The sequence below is a fragment of the Sphingobacterium sp. ML3W genome (genome assembly GCF_000747525.1).
In the GTDB taxonomy this organism is placed as follows: Bacteria; Bacteroidota; Bacteroidia; order Sphingobacteriales; family Sphingobacteriaceae; genus Sphingobacterium.
Genome location: NZ_CP009278.1, coordinates 1,019,223 through 1,035,696, shown reverse-complemented (window position 1 = coordinate 1,035,696; position 16,474 = coordinate 1,019,223). Strand labels below are relative to the sequence as shown.

Sequence of the window (16,474 nt, the reverse complement as noted above, 5' to 3'; positions counted from 1 at the left end):
TACAAATATAGAATTGCCATATTAAGCCAGCCTTAAGTAATGTTTAAACTTTCAATAACTTTCATAAAAAAAGCAACCTATTAAAGGTTGCTTACGATATTTTCAGAGTGATTAGTTATTTAACGTGATTGACAACTTGGATTTCTTTCACTGCTGTATGAATGCGATTAAACATATCCGTTGCTTTAACTTCAATTTTATAGTTACCTGCATTTAGCTTCGGTAATTTCAATTTCCATAAATGAGGAGATACTGTACCATCTGATGGTCTTCGCCCCTCTTTGTAACTAATTGCCAAATCAAATTGATTAACACTATCATCGAAAGATGGATCGACTTCTTTCACATGCTTCATATCTTTCCATTCTCCATCATTTATACGGTATTGTACCTGATCATCGCTTTTGCCGATAAAGAAATTGGCATAAATTGGGTAGCGTTGCACATATTTTTGATCAACAACACTTGCCCCTGAAAGCGCTATTTGATATGATGATTCTTTTCCAACCACTTTATAATCAAAACTATATTGATTATCCTTAACATGGAGCATCGCATATCCTTTTGGAGTACCGTCGCGCATGGTCGATTGGGGTATACCATCAGCATCATATTCTCCAGAGTACCAGTCGCCAGAGGTGGTTCCTACATTATATTCATGATGAGGTTTTTCTTGCTTCCACCCTTCCTTATTTCCGAAAAAATTATGCTGTTGATAATGTGTATGCGCTGATAAAGACAATGTGTGCGGATACTCACTTAAGATATCAAACAAACGGTCACGATCCGCCGTACGGAATACTGCAGGATTATCATGTTCTAGTGGAATATGAAAGGCTAGTACGATTAGTTTGTCTTTAGGAACAAATTTCAAATCATTGGCAATAAAATCTAACTGATCTTGACGTAAACCTCCCTTGTATCCTTTGCCTGTATCTGGATTGGGATAAATGATATTGTCGATGATCAAAAAATGAGCATTACCATAATTAAAGGAATATGTTGCAGGACCAAATGACGCTTCGAAAGCTTCATCTGAATATCGATCTTCCTTCGTATCGTAATTTAAATCGTGATTTCCAATTACATTGAACCAAGGTAATCCCATTAATGAAATGGTACTTTTATATGCCGGATGTAAAGACAGATCATCGCCAACTAAATCGCCAAGACTGATACCAAATGCAGCTTCCTTTTTATTCGCTATCCGATCAATGATTCCTCGTTTAAAGTAATCCATCTCTGCCATATTATAAGCTTGAGGATCCCCAAACACAAAAGCAGAAAATTCTTTGGCCTCGGGTTGAGCGGTCAATGCAAAGTTAATCTCTTTTGGCAATTTTCCAGTTGGCGAAACGCCACTATATTTCAAATTTGGACTACCTTCAGGTTTATGAATGTAGTAGAACTGAGGTTCGTGACTCTTGTTCAGTTGTAATCCAAAGTTGGAAGGTTTGATAACAAAGATAATGTTATCCTTAGCAACTGCTAGCTTATAGCGTCCTTTAGCATCTGTTTGAACGACATCTATACCATTACTAACTGAAACATGGGGTATCCCCATCTCATTTCTATCTAAAACACCATTCTTATTGATATCATTAAAAACAATACCTTTCGCGATTTCTTGAGCACTAGCATAGTAACTCAAGGACATAGCTGCAGCAACAGCAAAAATATTTTTCATTTGGATTTGTTACAAAGTTTAGGGCGAAGCTACTGCTCTAATGTGAATGAATAACAACCATATCATTAACAAACCATTAATTTAACAAAAAAAGGGAATCGAATGATTCCCTTTATAATATCTTACTGATTTTTTTTTAATTTGATCTAGATTGCGCTGAGGCTAAAATCCTATTGACTTCATCAATCATGGATTTACCAGCATCCCGCATTTTGGGGTTGCCCGCAAAATCCGCATCCATGGTTACTTTTTTAGATTTGTCTTTGTAATTCAGTTCTAAATAATAACGAGGAATAGTAGCGTTCTTTGGGTTTTGCTTTGCTTCAGGACCTGTCATATCATCATCGAGATTCCAAAAACCTAACTCTTGCGCTTTACGGTGTAAGTAAAGCAAATCGTCTTTACTCATGCGTACCGTATCCTTCTCGATTTCATTAGACTTGGTTACATATTGAAAGATACCAGTATTGGAGTCATATTGATTATCCAAATGATTAGGCTCGCCGTACCGAAAGACTACAGATTGGAAATCTGTAAATCGGAAAGGTGCATTACTAATCATGTTACTGTAGTAATAAACACAATACATTAGAAATGGTACAACAATACATAATGCCAAAAAAATCTTTTTACCCTTGATACTCATCTTTACTTTATTTTTGACAAAAATAAGGATAAAAATAGTTTTATAAAGTTTTATCCATTATTTGACACAAAAAAGGGAATTCAAATACTATCACTCTTTAGGATTTGGGTGTCCCTGCATTTTTAAAATATTTAGCATACCAAGAATCTGACAAATCGGAGATAATAACCCCCTTTTTAGTTGATACATGTACAAATTTATTATTATGAAGATAAACCCCTACATGATCCACATTACGTCCGCCAAATGAGAAAAATACCAAATCTCCTTCCTTAAGTTGCGAATTTCTCTTTTTCTTAACCGCAACACTCATATCTCGTGAAGAGCGAGGTAGATCTTCCTGATATACTTTTAGATAAAGGATATTGACAAACCCTGAGCAATCTACTCCGCGTTTTGTACCACCGCCCATGCGATGTGGTATGCCCATCCAATCATCGATAAAAGAGTACAAATTAGGATTGAGTTCTTTTTTCTTCACTTGAAGTAAATCGGCATAACTTTCTAGAGAGCTTTTGCTATAATTCTTTCCTCTTGCCTCACTGGCATCAGTCAACACTGTATTTTTCCCTCCTGAACCAGCTACTTTTTTATTCACGGAACAACTGCTCAAGAAAAATACGAGACTAATAAAAAATAAGAAAATGCGCTGTAGAGCCATGATAAAAAAGATAAATTGTTAATCAAATGTAATAAAACCATATTTAACAGCCAAACACTCGTCTGGTTCTTCTTATACCTCTGCAAATTGTAATTTTGTCCAAATCTGTAAAAAATTCATATGGAAAAATTAAAGGGGGCAATTGCGGTATTTGTGGGGGCTAGCAGTTTCGGGCTGTTATCCACATTTGTCAAAAAAGCATATGCCCAAGATTATACGTTAGGACAAGTTACGGGTGTACAAGCCATATTTGGTATGCTCATCTTATGGATGGTATATGGGTTCATCCAACTATTCAGCCCTAAAGTGAATCAAGCTTATGTTAAGAAAACTAATAAATGGAAAATAGTCATCAGTGGCATCTCTACAGGCTTAGTTAGCATTGTTTATTATAAATGCGTACAAGTGGTACCTGCCTCCTTGGCAATTGTATTGTTGATGCAATATATTTGGATCGGTACTTTAATTGAATTTATTTTCTTTAAAAATAAGCCTTCAAATCGTCAATTGACTGGAATAGCTATTGTTCTTGTCGGAACCTTGCTAGCGACGGGCCTTATAGAACAAGGGATTGATAAACTCAATTGGACTGGCATCCTATATGGTCTTTTGGCAGCAACCGCATACGCCGTATTTTTGATTGTAAATGGACGGGTTGGAAACGACTACCCCCCTATTCAAAAAAGTGCTCTTATGGTTACAGGGTCGTGCATAATGATTTGCTGCCTATTTCCACCCACATTTTTAGTCACTGGAGCATTAGGCGATAGCATATGGCATTTTGGATTTATCCTTTCCTTTTTCGGAACTGTAATACCACCCCTTCTTTTTGCTTATGGGATTCCAAAGATTGGTTACTCATTAAGTGGTATTTTAAGTTCTGCAGAATTGCCAGTAGCAGTTTGTATGTCTTACTTCATATTAAAGGAGGCCGTAACCCCCATACAATGGCTGGGTGTAATCCTGATATTAGCGACTGTTATCTGGCTGAATGCTAAAACTAAAGAGTCAACATTATAATACGATAAAAAAGGATCGGCTCAATTCCAATGGAATTGAGCCGATCCTTTTTTATATTCTTTATTTTGCAAAACCTTAGTGAACTAACTGTTCCTTCAATTCTTCTATTTCTACTTCACAATTCTCAGTTATGGATAAGAATTTCACGTTGGCTACTTCATTGACCAACAAAGGGTCGTAAGCTGTACGTACTTTTACATAATTTTTAGAAAACCCATGCATAAAGCCTTCCTTCTCGTCACTTTCAAAGAGTACCTCCCCCACTTTATCCAGCTGTTTTTCATAAAAAGCACGACGTTTTTTCTCTGATAAAATGTGTAACATCTTACTCCGCTCACTGCGTTGAGATCCAGGTACAGCACCTTCCATCTGCGCTGCTATCGTATTCTCACGTTCGGAATAAGTAAACACATGCAAATAAGAAATATCCATCTCATTCAAGAAATTGTAAGTATCGATAAAATCTTCATGAGTTTCTCCAGGGAATCCAACAATTACATCCACTCCAATACAACAATCGGGCATTAATTGTTTAATTTTCTCCACACGCTGTGCATAAAGTTCTCGCTTATAACGGCGGCGCATCATACTCAACACTTTATTATTACCAGATTGTAGTGGCATATGAAAATGAGGGACAAAACGTTTTGATTGTGCTACAAATTCGATAATCTCATTTGCTAAAAGATTAGGTTCAATCGAGGAGATACGAATACGATCAATCCCTTGTACTTCATCCAAAGCTTTTACAAGATCCAAGAATTTATCTTGTCTTAGCCCATCACGAATCCCAAAATCACCAATATTAACTCCTGTAAGTACGATTTCTTTCACACCTGAGGCTGCAATTTCTTCTGCTTGACGCACAATATCATCGATTTTACCCGACCGACTTGCACCACGCGCAAGAGGGATGGTGCAAAAAGTACAAGAATAGTCACAACCATCCTGAACTTTCAAGAATGTACGCGTACGATCCCCAATGGAATAAGCTGACACAAATTGATTCGTTTCATCAATAGGTGCATTATGAACGATTGCTTTTTCGTTTTTTGTCAAATCATTGATGTGTTCAATAATATTGAATTTCTCAGCTGCACCTAAAACCATATCTACTCCTGGAATTTCGGCAATTTCAGCAGGTTTTAATTGGGCATAACAACCAACAATTGTGATATAGGCGTTTGGTGAATACTTGAGTGCTTCCTTTACCACCTTACGACATTTCTTATCTGCATGATCGGTTACTGAACATGTATTAATAACATAAACATCTGCGGCACTATTAAATGGTGTCGTTTCATAACCCGCGTCTTGAAAGACGCGACCTATGGAGGATGTTTCTGAAAAATTCAATTTACATCCTAAGGTATAGAAAGCTACTTTTTTACTCATAATGATTTTGCAAAAATACAACAAAAAGCACCAAATGAAAATTCTTAATCCTGATTTAATCGCTTTTCCACTAATTATGAGATTTTAATGATCCTAAAAGCAGTGATGGACCAAGAGAGAACACACTAAATTCCGTGCAGTCAAAAGCATGCTCTATATTTTTATATCCCGAGTGAATTCATATATTTTTTGCACCATTTTACTGTTAATTACAGAAAACTTTATGGTGTTCTGACACCTGCTCACTTTTTTAATGATGACGTAAATCCTTCGAAAATATCTTATCTTCGTATATTAATTTAAACATGAATATACTGTTGGTTAAGATGATTGCAATGAAAACAAACTTAACCACTTAATAATCACAACAAAAGCAGCCGTAACATGAAACAATATCTTGATTTACTACAACACGTATATACCAATGGGGTGACTAAAACTGACAGAACAGGAACAGGAACTAAGAGTGTATTTGGACATCAGATGCGTTTCAATTTAAAAGAAGGATTTCCTCTTGTCACGACAAAAAAGCTACACCTTAGATCTATATTACATGAGTTAATCTGGTTTTTGAAAGGTGAAACAAATATCAAATATTTAAAAGATAACGGTGTTAGTATTTGGGATGAATGGGCTGATGAAAATGGTAATTTAGGTCCTGTTTACGGGTCACAGTGGCGTTCTTGGCCAACACCTAATGGTGGCCATATTGATCAAATTGAGAAAATAATCAAGCAATTAAAAACTACTCCGGACTCAAGGAGAATCATTGTTTCTGCATGGAATGTAGCAGAAATTGAAAATATGGCTTTACCTCCCTGCCATGCTTTTTTTCAATTTTATGTGGCACCTGCCGATCCTGAAAACGGAATTTTGAAACCACAGCTTTCCTGTCAACTATATCAGAGAAGTGCAGATATATTTTTAGGCGTACCTTTTAACATTGCTTCTTATGCTTTGTTAACGATGATGGTGGCACAAGTTTGTGATATGGAAGCGGCCGAGTTTATTCACACCCTAGGAGATGCCCACATCTACAGCAATCACTTCGAACAAACAACATTGCAATTGAGTCGTGAACCCAAACCTTTGCCTCAATTAAAAATCAATCCTGAGATAAAGGATATTTTCGAATTTAAATTTGAGGACTTCGAATTGTTGAATTACGAATCACATCCGCATATTAAAGCCCCAGTAGCAGTATAAGTACAATTATCCGTATACAATTGTGTAAAATATAAAATGAGCAAACTAAAAATAACATTAATCGTAGCCGCTACTGATAACAATGTAATCGGCAAAGGAAATAAAATGCCTTGGCATTTACCCAATGATCTGAAGTATTTCAAAAAAAACACATTAGAACATAGTGTTGTAATGGGTAGAAAAACTTTTGAATCTATAGGAAAACCACTTCCTGATCGTAGAAATATCATCCTAACACGCGACATGACAGCAAAATCAGATGAGGTCGATATCGCCAATAGCTTTCAAGAAGTATTGAATTATTGTAGAGATGAAAGAGAAATTTTTATCATTGGTGGAGGTGAGATTTTTAAACAAACTTTACCATTTGCCGATAGAGTACTACTCACGCGACTGCATACTACGATTGATGGAGATGCATACTTTCCTGAATTACCAGCTCATGAATGGACATTAGAAAGTGAAGACAAACATGAGAAAGATGAAAAACATGCTTTTGACTACAGTTTTCAGGTATATGTAAGAAAATAAAAAAGAGGCTTCCACACTAGGAGGCCTTTGTTATAAACCAACTTTTGAACTAACAGAACATGTACAAATACCTAACATTTTTTTGTATCAGCATCATGTCAAATACTTTTGCTCAAAATATGGACACTGTTTACCTTGAAAAATTACTGCAAGGTCATCCTGAGCTGTTTCGACATATTTTAGATCACCCGACTAAAAATGAAGTTCAAATTCTTTATACACAGATTGATCGGGACAAAAACAATATTCCTCATTTTACATCCTATAGCTACAGATTAAATCCGAATTGGTACTTCTACCCTGCTAGTACCGTGAAATTACCTACAGCTATCTTAGCTTTAGAAAAAATAAATGAGTTAAACATAACTGGATTATCAAAAGACACGCCGTTACGTATCGACTCAGCTTATGAAAAACAAACAACTGTACTGCGCGATGAGTCTGCCGCCAATGGACTTCCTTCTGTAGCACAATACATCAAAAAAATTTTACTGACCAGTGATAATGATGCGCAAAATAGGCTCTATGAATTTATTGGTCGTGCTGAGCTCAATCGTAAATTAAAAAAACATGGAACCAAATATAGTCGAATAGTTAACAGATTAGCAATTGGGGATAAAGGTATCTGGGCTAAACATACCAATCCTGTTACTTTCTACCAAAATCAAAAAACCATCTATCATCAGACAGCGCAATTTGACCCAAAGGATTATCCTATTCTGCTTCAAAATACAATTCAGGGTGTCGGCTATATGAATGATAAGGATGAAATTGTTAATGAGCCCTGGAGTTTTGAAGGCCTCAATGTTTACCCACTAGAAGATCAACAATTGGTCTTGAAAAAGCTACTTTTCCCAGAGGCATTCAATCGTGAAGACAGATTCAGATTAACAAAAGAAGACTATGCTCTTATATATGATTATATGTCAAGGTATCCATTTGAATCTGATTATCCGAATTACGACACGAACGAATTTTGGCCTGCGTATAGTAAATTACTTTTTTACGGTCGAGATAAAAATGCTTTAATAGACGCTAATGTGCGCATTTTCAATAAATATGGCGATTCATATGGCTACAACATTGACAATGCCTATATCGTTGATTTTGAAAATGGTGTTGAATATTTATTAGCAGTAGTTATTCAATCTAATGAAAATGGTATATATAATGACGGAGTTTATGAATATGAAACCGTCACCTATCCATTTCTGAAAAATATCGGTCAGCTTATCTATCAAGAGGAGCTGAAGAGAAGTAAAAAATTTAAACCCAATCTCGCTAAGTTCGACTTTAGAAAATAATAAAAAAAGGCTTATCAATAATTTGATAAGCCTTTTTTTATATCTATATGTCTTTATCTTTTCAGAGCAACTTCAATTAATTCCCCATAAAACTCCTGTTCTGTTATACCTGCCGCTCTTACTTGTTGCGGAATAAAACTCTGCGGCGTTTGTCCTGGTATTGTATTGATTTCAATAAAATAAAACTTATCTGAATCGTTTTCCAAAAAGAAATCAATACGGACCATTCCTTTACAATTCAATCGCACATATACTTCCTTCAGTATCTTAGATATGCGTACTTGTTGCTCTTCATTTAGGCTTGCAGGAGTTATTTCTTCCGTTAAACCTGGAATATATTTTGCCTCAAAATCAAAAAACTCACGTGTAGTTTTAACTTCCGTCGCAGGAAGTACAATCAATTCACCATCAATATTCCGATAAATACCTTCAGAAAATTCACGACCATGAACGAATTCTTCAACAATAACTTGACTTCCTGTATTTTCAGCATCAAATGCCTTATCAATAGCTTCTTTTAATTCTTCTGCTACTTTTACCTTCGTCATGCCAATACTACTACCACCAGCATTTGGTTTGACAAAATACGGCAACGCTAATTTCTCTTCTACAAGAGCAACACCTTCAGCGCGCTGCGCTTCAAATAACAAGACAGATTTTGCGAGGTACAAATCACTGATGTCTGCTAGAATAGCTTTTGTATAGCCCTTATTCATCGTTAGAGCTGAAGTAAGTGCATCGCATGATGAGTAGGGCATGCCCACTAAATCAAAATAGCTTTGTAATCGACCATCTTCACCAGGGGAACCATGAACCATAATAAATGCTAAATCAAATTTTATGATGCTATTATCAAGCGCTAAAGTAAAATTTTCTTTGTTTATCGGAACCTTAATTCCAGAATCACTCACATAAAACCAAGAATCCTGAGTAATAGTAATTTGATAGATATCATACTTATCTTGATCCAGCTGCGAGTAGACAAATGCAGAACTTTTGAAAGAAACTTCTGCTTCGCCTGTATAACCTCCAGTTATTAATGCTATTTTTGTTTTCATAAAAATTATTGTGATTCTTGTAACAAATATAATTTGCTATACACAGAAAAACGAATAATTTTGTTCATTATTTAGCTGGTAGGATAAACGAAACAAATAATGGCTTTAATCTTGCTTGATGAGAATAGTATAAAATGATTTTTTAAAGAAATATAAATGTCAAAGATATTACAATATTTAAGAACGAATACGTTTAGAAACAACCTTCTTATTGCCATCGGATTTGTTGCAGCAATTTTTCTATTTATATATTTAGGCTTAAAGGTTTATACGAAACATGATGAATCAATCGATGTGCCCCTTGTAAAAGGCCTGCATATTAACGCCGCTATTACAGCTTTGGAAAATGCTAATTTGGAGTATCAAATTGACTCTGTATATCAAATGGATACTAAACCAGGTTTAGTAATTGAACAAGATCCAGAGGCAAAATTTCATGTTAAAAGCGGCCGTACCATCTACCTGACAATTATTACGGAGGTAGCACCGGAGATTGCATTTCCTAAAATTAAGGACAAGACATTAATTGAGGCCTCTTCTATACTAAAAAATCATAATTTGCGTATAGGTGATACCACTTACATCGCCGATATCGCAAGGGATATTGTTTTAGATGCACAATTTGCGGGACAGTCAATCCGTGATGGTAGAATGATTCCAAAAGGATCAAAAATAGATTTAATTCTAGGTAATGGACAAGGTGCCAATGAAGTACAGATACCAAACTTATCTGGCTTAACTGTAGCAGAAGCAAGGTTTGCTTTACAGGGTATCGGTTTATCACTAGGAACAGTGACTTATGATATTGGAGTTTCAGATACGAGCACTGCTCGAGTCATTACGCAATCACCTGGTTTGGAAGTAGGTATTACCAGTATAGGTGCAAAAATAGACCTGACACTATCGAATAGCATTCCAGTAACAACAACTCCCTAATTAGAAAAAAATAAAAAGATCCATAAAAAATGGAAAATAAAAAGAAAATACCAACTTGGATAAAATTAATTGTTCTTCTTTTTCTAGTTATAGGAGGATATTTCGGATGGACAGCATATCGTACTTTTTTAGCTCCAAATGTAACGGATATTCAAAAATATCTCTATATCAATACAGGCGACACCTATGAAAATGTATTGCAAAAGATTAAAGATCAAAAAATTGTGTCAGACCCTGTTAGCTTTGACCGTGCTGCTCAATATCAAAATTACAAGGAAAGTGTTAAAGCTGGCCGATATGCTTTGACTCCTGGTATGAACAACAGAAGGTTCATCGGAAATCTAAGAGGTGGCTATCAGGATGCCGTGAAATTTAGATTCGAAAACATTCGTTTAAAAGAAAATTTCGCTGGCAAACTAGGAGAAAATTTTGAAGCCGACTCGCTCACATTCCTAAACCTATTGAATAATGAAAGTTTAGCGAAGTCATATGGGTTTACTGCTGATAATTTCTTAGCCATGTTTATTCCTAATACTTATGAGCTATACTGGAACACAGAACCTGAAAAGCTATTCGCTCGATTTCACGATGAATGGACTAAATTTTGGACTAGTGAACGCCTTGCTAAAGCAAAAGCAATCAATCTAACACCACAAGAGGTAAGTTCACTTGCTGCGATTGTAAAGGGAGAAGCTTTACATAAGGATGAGATGCCTGCAATAGCGGGATTATACCTGAATAGATTGCAGAAGGGAATATTATTGCAAGCTGACCCAACGGTAATTTTCGCCAATAACGACTTTACAATCCGTCGCGTTTTAAATAAACATCTAAGAACGGATAATCCGTACAATACTTACATCTATAAAGGTCTTCCTCCAGGTCCTATTATGATGCCAAGTATCGCGTCAATAGATGCAGTATTGAATTACAAAAAACACGATTTCATCTATATGTGTGCCAAAGAGGATTTTTCGGGTTACCATGCTTTTGCTACAAATATTGCAGAACACCTCGTTAATGCCCGTAAATTTCAAAAAGCTTTAGACGACCGAAATATCAAAAAATAATATGTTTCAATCCGAATATCAAACAAGGGTACGTTATGCCGAGACCGATCAAATGGGATATGTTTACTATGGTAACTATGCTGCTTTTTATGAGATAGCACGTACCGAAATGTTGAGAAGTACGGGTATCTCTTATCGAGAACTGGAGGAAATGGGCGTCATGTTACCCGTAATGGAAATGAAATGTAAATACATCAAGCCTGCGCGTTATGATGACTTAATAACGATCAAGACCACTATTCGAAAAAAACCAGCTATCAGAATTATCTTTGAATATGAACTCTTCAATCAGAATGGAGACTTGCTAAATACAGGCGAAACAACATTGGTATTTGTTGATATCAATAAGAATAAGCCAACCATGCCACCCGCTATTTTTCTAGAGAAAATGGCTCAATATTTTGAATAATCATGTCAAATATCCATCCATACTTATTGAAATTAAAACTTTACAATCAAGTTATTGAATGGAGTAAAACGGTCATTTTACCTGGATTCGGCTCTTTACCTTTATATACTGTCGCGGTATTTTTTTTTCAAGAGATATCACGAGATTCCATCTTAAGTAAAGCATCTTCGCTATCATATAGTTTTATGTTGGCTATTTTCCCAGGTATTATCTTTCTTTTCACATTAATACCTTATATACCGATTGACAATTTCCAAGAGAAACTACTCGAGTTCCTTGAAGTAGTAATCCCTCACAATGCTTATGAGGTTGTCGAAACGACATTAGAAGATATCATCAAAAATCAAAATGGAGGACTTTTATCTTTTGGTTTTATATTAGCGACATATTTTGCCACCAATGGCATGGCCTCTATGATGCGGGCTTTTAATAAATCGTCTCTTATCGCTGAAAAACGCAGTTGGGTTAAACGTAGAATAATTGCCCTAGGCTTGGCCTTTCTAATCATTACTGCCCTCACAATAGGTATGACCATATTTACTTATGCTGGTATTATTGTCAACTATTTAAAAGATAGCATAGCCATCACTAATAGCTTTTGGGCATTTGTTATTAAAGCTGCACGCTGGCTGGTTATATTTGGAATTTATTTTTTTACGGTTAGTTGTCTCTATAAATTTGCTCCAACATCTTCACGAAGATGGAAATTATTTAGTCCTGGTGCTACATTAGCAACTATTTTAGCCATCTTAACCTTCTCCGGTTTTGCATTTTATATTAATAATTTCGGCACGTACAATAAACTTTACGGCTCCATCGGTACACTGATTGTCATCATGATCTGGATGTACCTTAATACCTTAATATTATTGATAGGTTATGAACTAAATGCTGCAATAGCCCTCTCTAAACAAAGTATAAAATTTGTGAGACCAAAATCGTATAACTCTTTCCGAGGTAACGACAACCAATAATATCAAGTTTCTGCCACTCCCCCTCAAACGGTTAAGTATACGCCAATGTAACTGAAAGGAGTATATATTGGCACGCTAAATCATTAGGCATCCTATCAGAACTGTTATTAAAGACACCTAAATTATTCAATAGAAATGCTGTTGACAGGTAGCGCTTATATAAAATCATGACATCTTCTTGAATATGTTACAAAGACCTCCTATAATGTTATGAAAATTTCATTTAGCGTACTAGTAGTACGCTAGCCCCATAAACATGGAGTAAAACCTAAAATTAAACTAAAACAAGAACCCAAACTTAATATCTAGGCATTTTAAACGATAAAAGCAGTTGCCTTTTCTGACGTTAATTCGTTCGAAATAACATGATACAAGTAGAATGTGGATAACAATTTAAAAAAAACAAGATATAAATCCTTGTTAATAAAAGTTTTTCGTATTTTTGCAGTCCCTACAATGTGGGGAAAAGGAGAAAAAATAATTAATGGCAAAAAAACAAGAAGTAGAAAAAGAGCTAGCAGCGAAAAACGCGGAGCTACAAGGCGCTGACACCAAAGTGGTGAAAGACACAGAAAAAATTGAATCAGAGGCTGATTCAAAACTAATCGAAGAAATCAAATCTAACACGTGGATCACTCCTGAGGGTGAATTCGACTGGGATGCAGATGACAAAGGTTTCGGAAATTACAGCGATGCTGAGCGCGCTAAATTAGAAGAACAATACGCAGGTACTTTCAACCAAATTAATCAAGGTGAAATTATCGAAGGTACTGTTGTTTCTATCAACAATAAAGACGTTGTCTTAAATGTTGGTTTCAAATCTGACGGTTTGGTTTCATTATCTGAATTCCGTGACTTACCAGAATTGGCAGTTGGCGATGTAGTTGACGTTTTTGTAGAGTCGCAAGAAGATGCTAATGGACAATTAGTATTATCTCGCAAACGTGCTAAAACTCAAAAATCTTGGGAAGCTATCAATGAGGCATTGGAAAATGATGCTATCATTAACGGTTATGTTAAAAGTCGTACTAAAGGTGGTCTTATCGTTGATATCAAAGGTGTGGAAGCATTCTTACCTGGATCTCAAATCGATATCAAACCTATCCGTGATTACGATATTTACGTAGGTAAAACAATGGAATTCAAAGTTGTTAAAATCAACCACGAATTCAAAAACGTTGTCGTATCTCACAAAGTATTAATTGAAAACGACTTAGAGAACCAAAAATCTGAAATCGTATCTAAATTAGAAAAAGGTCAGGTATTAGAAGGTACTGTTAAAAATATCACAGATTTCGGTGTGTTCATCGATTTAGGTGGTGTTGATGGTTTACTTCACATTACTGATATTTCATGGGGTCGTATCGAGCATCCAAAAGAGGTATTAACATTAGATCAAACTATCAACGTAGTTGTGTTAGATTTTGATGATGAGAAAAAACGTATCGCTTTAGGCTTGAAACAACTTTCTGAGCATCCTTGGGAATCTTTAGATAAAGAATTAGTTGTTGGTTCTAAAGTAAAAGGTAAAATCGTAACAGTTGCTGATTACGGTGCTTTCTTAGAAATCATCCCTGGTGTTGAAGGATTAATCCACGTTTCTGAAATGTCTTGGTCTCAAAACTTACGTTCTCCACAAGAGTTCTTAAAAGTAAGTGATGAAATCGAAGCTGAGATCTTAACTTTAGATCGCGATGAGCGTAAAATGAGCTTAGGTATCAAACAATTGACTCCTGATCCATGGAAAAATATCGTTGAACGTTACCCAGTAGGTTCTAAACAAACTGCAGTAGTTAAAAACATGACTAACTTCGGTGTGTTCGTAGAATTAGAAGAAGGTATCGATGGTTTAATCCATATCTCTGACTTATCTTGGTCTAAGAAAATCAACCACCCTAACGAATTCACTAAAGTTGGTGAAAGATTAGATGTAGTTGTTTTAGAATTAGATGAAGAAAACAGAAAATTATCTTTAGGTCATAAACAATTAGAAGAAAACCCTTGGGATACTTTCGAAACTATCTTCACAATTGATTCAGTTCATGAAGGTACTGTATTGAAAGTTGGTGACAAAGGTGATATCGTTGCTTTACAATACGGTGTTGAAGGATTCTGTCCATCTAAACACTCTGTAAAAGAAGATAATTCTGCACTTAAAGTTGATGAAGTTGCTTCATTCAAAATCATTGAATTCAACAAAGAAAACAAACGTTTAGTTATTTCTCACTCTCGTATTTGGGAAGATGAAAGAGCTGAAGCACGTGTTGAAGAATTCAATGCTCGTAAGAAAGAAGCTAAAGTAGCTAACAATGCTGTTAAAAAAGTGAAAGATTCAGTTGAGAAATCTACATTAGGTGACTTAGACGTTCTTGCACAATTGAAAGAGCAAATGGAAGGTGATGAGAAAAACGCTAAATAGTTTTTAACATCAACTCAATAATATAAAGCCCTAGCATTTTGCTAGGGCTTTTTTGTTTATATCAAAAACATAACTAAATTTAGGTTACATAAATTTAGTTAACCATGCACTTTGAAACTTCATTAATAACAATTAAACAACTACAAGAGAACTTTGACAATCCTAAAATAGTAGTAGTAGACTGTACAATTGATAAAGTTGGACAATCCATGAAAGGTTCTCAACTACGATTGATTCCAAATTCCTTATTTTTTGATATCGAAAATAAGTTTTCAGATGTAAAAAACTCATTACCCCATACCCTCGTTGCTGCAGATGAATTTACAAAAGAAATACAAACGTTAGGAATTGATAACGATAATATCATAATCCTCTACGATCGATGGGGTATATATTCTAGTCCTAGAGCTTGGTGGATGTTTAAAGTGATGGGATTTGAACAAGTATTCGTATTAGATGGTGGCCTCCCAGCATGGGAAAAAGAAAAACTTCCAGTAATGAATACATATTTAATTCCGACAAAGGCAGGTAATGCTACTGCGCAATTCAGCCCCCAATATTATGCGGGCAAAGCAACTATATTAAGCGCCTATAACAACAGAGATATTAGCATCATTGATGCTAGGAGTCAAGAAAGGTTTAATGCGACAGCTCCAGAACCCAGAGCAGGATTATTGGGCGGACATATTCCTCATTCACATAATCTTCCATTCGACCGTGTATTGGATGGCAATTACTACCGCTCAAAAGAAGAATTAACCTCACTTTTCTCCGACTATTGCGACCATCAGATTTACACATGTGGCTCTGGTGTCACTGCATCCATTCTTGCTTTCGCAAGTTATCTCTCCGGGAATAAAAACATCAGTGTATACGATGGATCTTGGTCTGAATGGGGACAAAAAGAACTTAAATTACCAATCGAACGTTAATCACCTAGACTGATATAGACAAAATAAACAAATGGACGGAAGAATTATTGACCTTACGTCTCATAAATGAGCAGTTTGCTCCTGTAGAAGTAACTAGGTGGGGTGGTTCAATATTTAAATTCCAAAATAAAAAATGTAATTTCTTTTGCTGGATTTAATGGCCATTTTGTATGCTGGTTCTTTAACAGTTTGCATCTCCAGGATTTAGTAGCAGTATTCACAGCGA

15 protein-coding genes are annotated in these 16,474 nt (G+C 35.6%); 10 read left to right on the top strand and 5 right to left on the bottom strand.

Translation table 11 applies throughout. From position 1 onward, the window contains the following. Positions 1-115: 115 nt before the first annotated feature. From KO02_RS04570 to KO02_RS04560, 3 genes are all read right to left on the bottom strand, one after another. On the bottom strand, positions 116-1,687 hold the full coding sequence (locus KO02_RS04570) for a calcineurin-like phosphoesterase C-terminal domain-containing protein (RefSeq protein WP_038696222.1): 1,572 nt from the start codon (positions 1,685-1,687) through the stop codon (positions 116-118). Between the two features lie 136 nt (positions 1,688-1,823). Beyond that, positions 1,824-2,249, bottom strand: coding sequence for a hypothetical protein (locus tag KO02_RS04565; protein WP_038702133.1), 426 nt, complete (start codon positions 2,247-2,249; stop codon positions 1,824-1,826). A 181-nt stretch (positions 2,250-2,430) separates the two neighbouring features. Beyond that, complete coding sequence (locus KO02_RS04560) at positions 2,431-2,931, bottom strand: C40 family peptidase (RefSeq protein ID WP_235212348.1); 501 nt, start codon at positions 2,929-2,931, stop codon at positions 2,431-2,433. 183 nt (positions 2,932-3,114) lie between these two features. Between KO02_RS04560 and KO02_RS04555 the strand changes: the two genes are divergently transcribed. Further along, positions 3,115-4,014, top strand: a complete 900-nt coding sequence (locus KO02_RS04555) for an EamA family transporter (RefSeq protein ID WP_038696218.1) — start codon at positions 3,115-3,117, stop codon at positions 4,012-4,014. A 75-nt stretch (positions 4,015-4,089) separates the two neighbouring features. On the opposite strand, the gene mtaB is transcribed toward KO02_RS04555, so the two are convergent. After that, positions 4,090-5,409 (bottom strand): tRNA (N(6)-L-threonylcarbamoyladenosine(37)-C(2))-methylthiotransferase MtaB, encoded by a 1,320-nt coding sequence (gene mtaB, locus KO02_RS04550; RefSeq protein ID WP_038696216.1) that lies wholly within the window; start codon positions 5,407-5,409, stop codon positions 4,090-4,092. A 384-nt stretch (positions 5,410-5,793) separates the two neighbouring features. Between mtaB and KO02_RS04545 the strand changes: the two genes are divergently transcribed. From KO02_RS04545 to KO02_RS04535, 3 genes are all read left to right on the top strand, one after another. Further along, positions 5,794-6,615: a thymidylate synthase gene (locus KO02_RS04545; protein WP_038696214.1), complete on the top strand. Its 822-nt coding sequence runs from the start codon at positions 5,794-5,796 to the stop codon at positions 6,613-6,615. Between the two features lie 36 nt (positions 6,616-6,651). Next, positions 6,652-7,146, top strand: coding sequence for a dihydrofolate reductase (locus tag KO02_RS04540; RefSeq protein ID WP_038696212.1), 495 nt, complete (start codon positions 6,652-6,654; stop codon positions 7,144-7,146). Positions 7,147-7,265: 119 nt separating this feature from the next. Then, positions 7,266-8,450, top strand: coding sequence for a serine hydrolase (locus KO02_RS04535; protein ID WP_144243258.1), 1,185 nt, complete (start codon positions 7,266-7,268; stop codon positions 8,448-8,450). Between the two features lie 53 nt (positions 8,451-8,503). Here KO02_RS04535 and KO02_RS04530 read toward each other — a convergent pair whose 3' ends face one another. Next, positions 8,504-9,508, bottom strand: coding sequence for a D-alanine--D-alanine ligase (locus KO02_RS04530; RefSeq protein WP_038696208.1), 1,005 nt, complete (start codon positions 9,506-9,508; stop codon positions 8,504-8,506). 156 nt (positions 9,509-9,664) lie between these two features. Between KO02_RS04530 and KO02_RS04525 the strand changes: the two genes are divergently transcribed. The 6 genes from KO02_RS04525 to KO02_RS04500 all read left to right on the top strand — a co-directional run bounded on the left by KO02_RS04525 (position 9,665) and on the right by KO02_RS04500 (position 16,248). Beyond that, complete coding sequence (locus KO02_RS04525) at positions 9,665-10,444, top strand: PASTA domain-containing protein (RefSeq protein WP_038696206.1); 780 nt, start codon at positions 9,665-9,667, stop codon at positions 10,442-10,444. A gap of 29 nt (positions 10,445-10,473) precedes the next feature. Continuing rightward, positions 10,474-11,514 (top strand): endolytic transglycosylase MltG, encoded by a 1,041-nt coding sequence (mltG, locus tag KO02_RS04520; protein WP_038696204.1) that lies wholly within the window; start codon positions 10,474-10,476, stop codon positions 11,512-11,514. Position 11,515: 1 nt separating this feature from the next. Continuing rightward, positions 11,516-11,923, top strand: a complete 408-nt coding sequence (locus KO02_RS04515) for an acyl-CoA thioesterase (RefSeq protein WP_038696202.1) — start codon at positions 11,516-11,518, stop codon at positions 11,921-11,923. Positions 11,924-11,925: 2 nt separating this feature from the next. Next, entirely contained in the window at positions 11,926-12,897 is a 972-nt protein-coding gene (locus KO02_RS04510; RefSeq protein ID WP_038696200.1) for a YihY/virulence factor BrkB family protein, read from the top strand. Positions 12,898-13,381: 484 nt separating this feature from the next. After that, positions 13,382-15,316, top strand: coding sequence for a 30S ribosomal protein S1 (rpsA, locus tag KO02_RS04505; RefSeq protein WP_038696198.1), 1,935 nt, complete (start codon positions 13,382-13,384; stop codon positions 15,314-15,316). Between the two features lie 104 nt (positions 15,317-15,420). After that, complete coding sequence (locus KO02_RS04500) at positions 15,421-16,248, top strand: sulfurtransferase (protein ID WP_038696196.1); 828 nt, start codon at positions 15,421-15,423, stop codon at positions 16,246-16,248. Positions 16,249-16,474 lie beyond the last annotated feature (226 nt).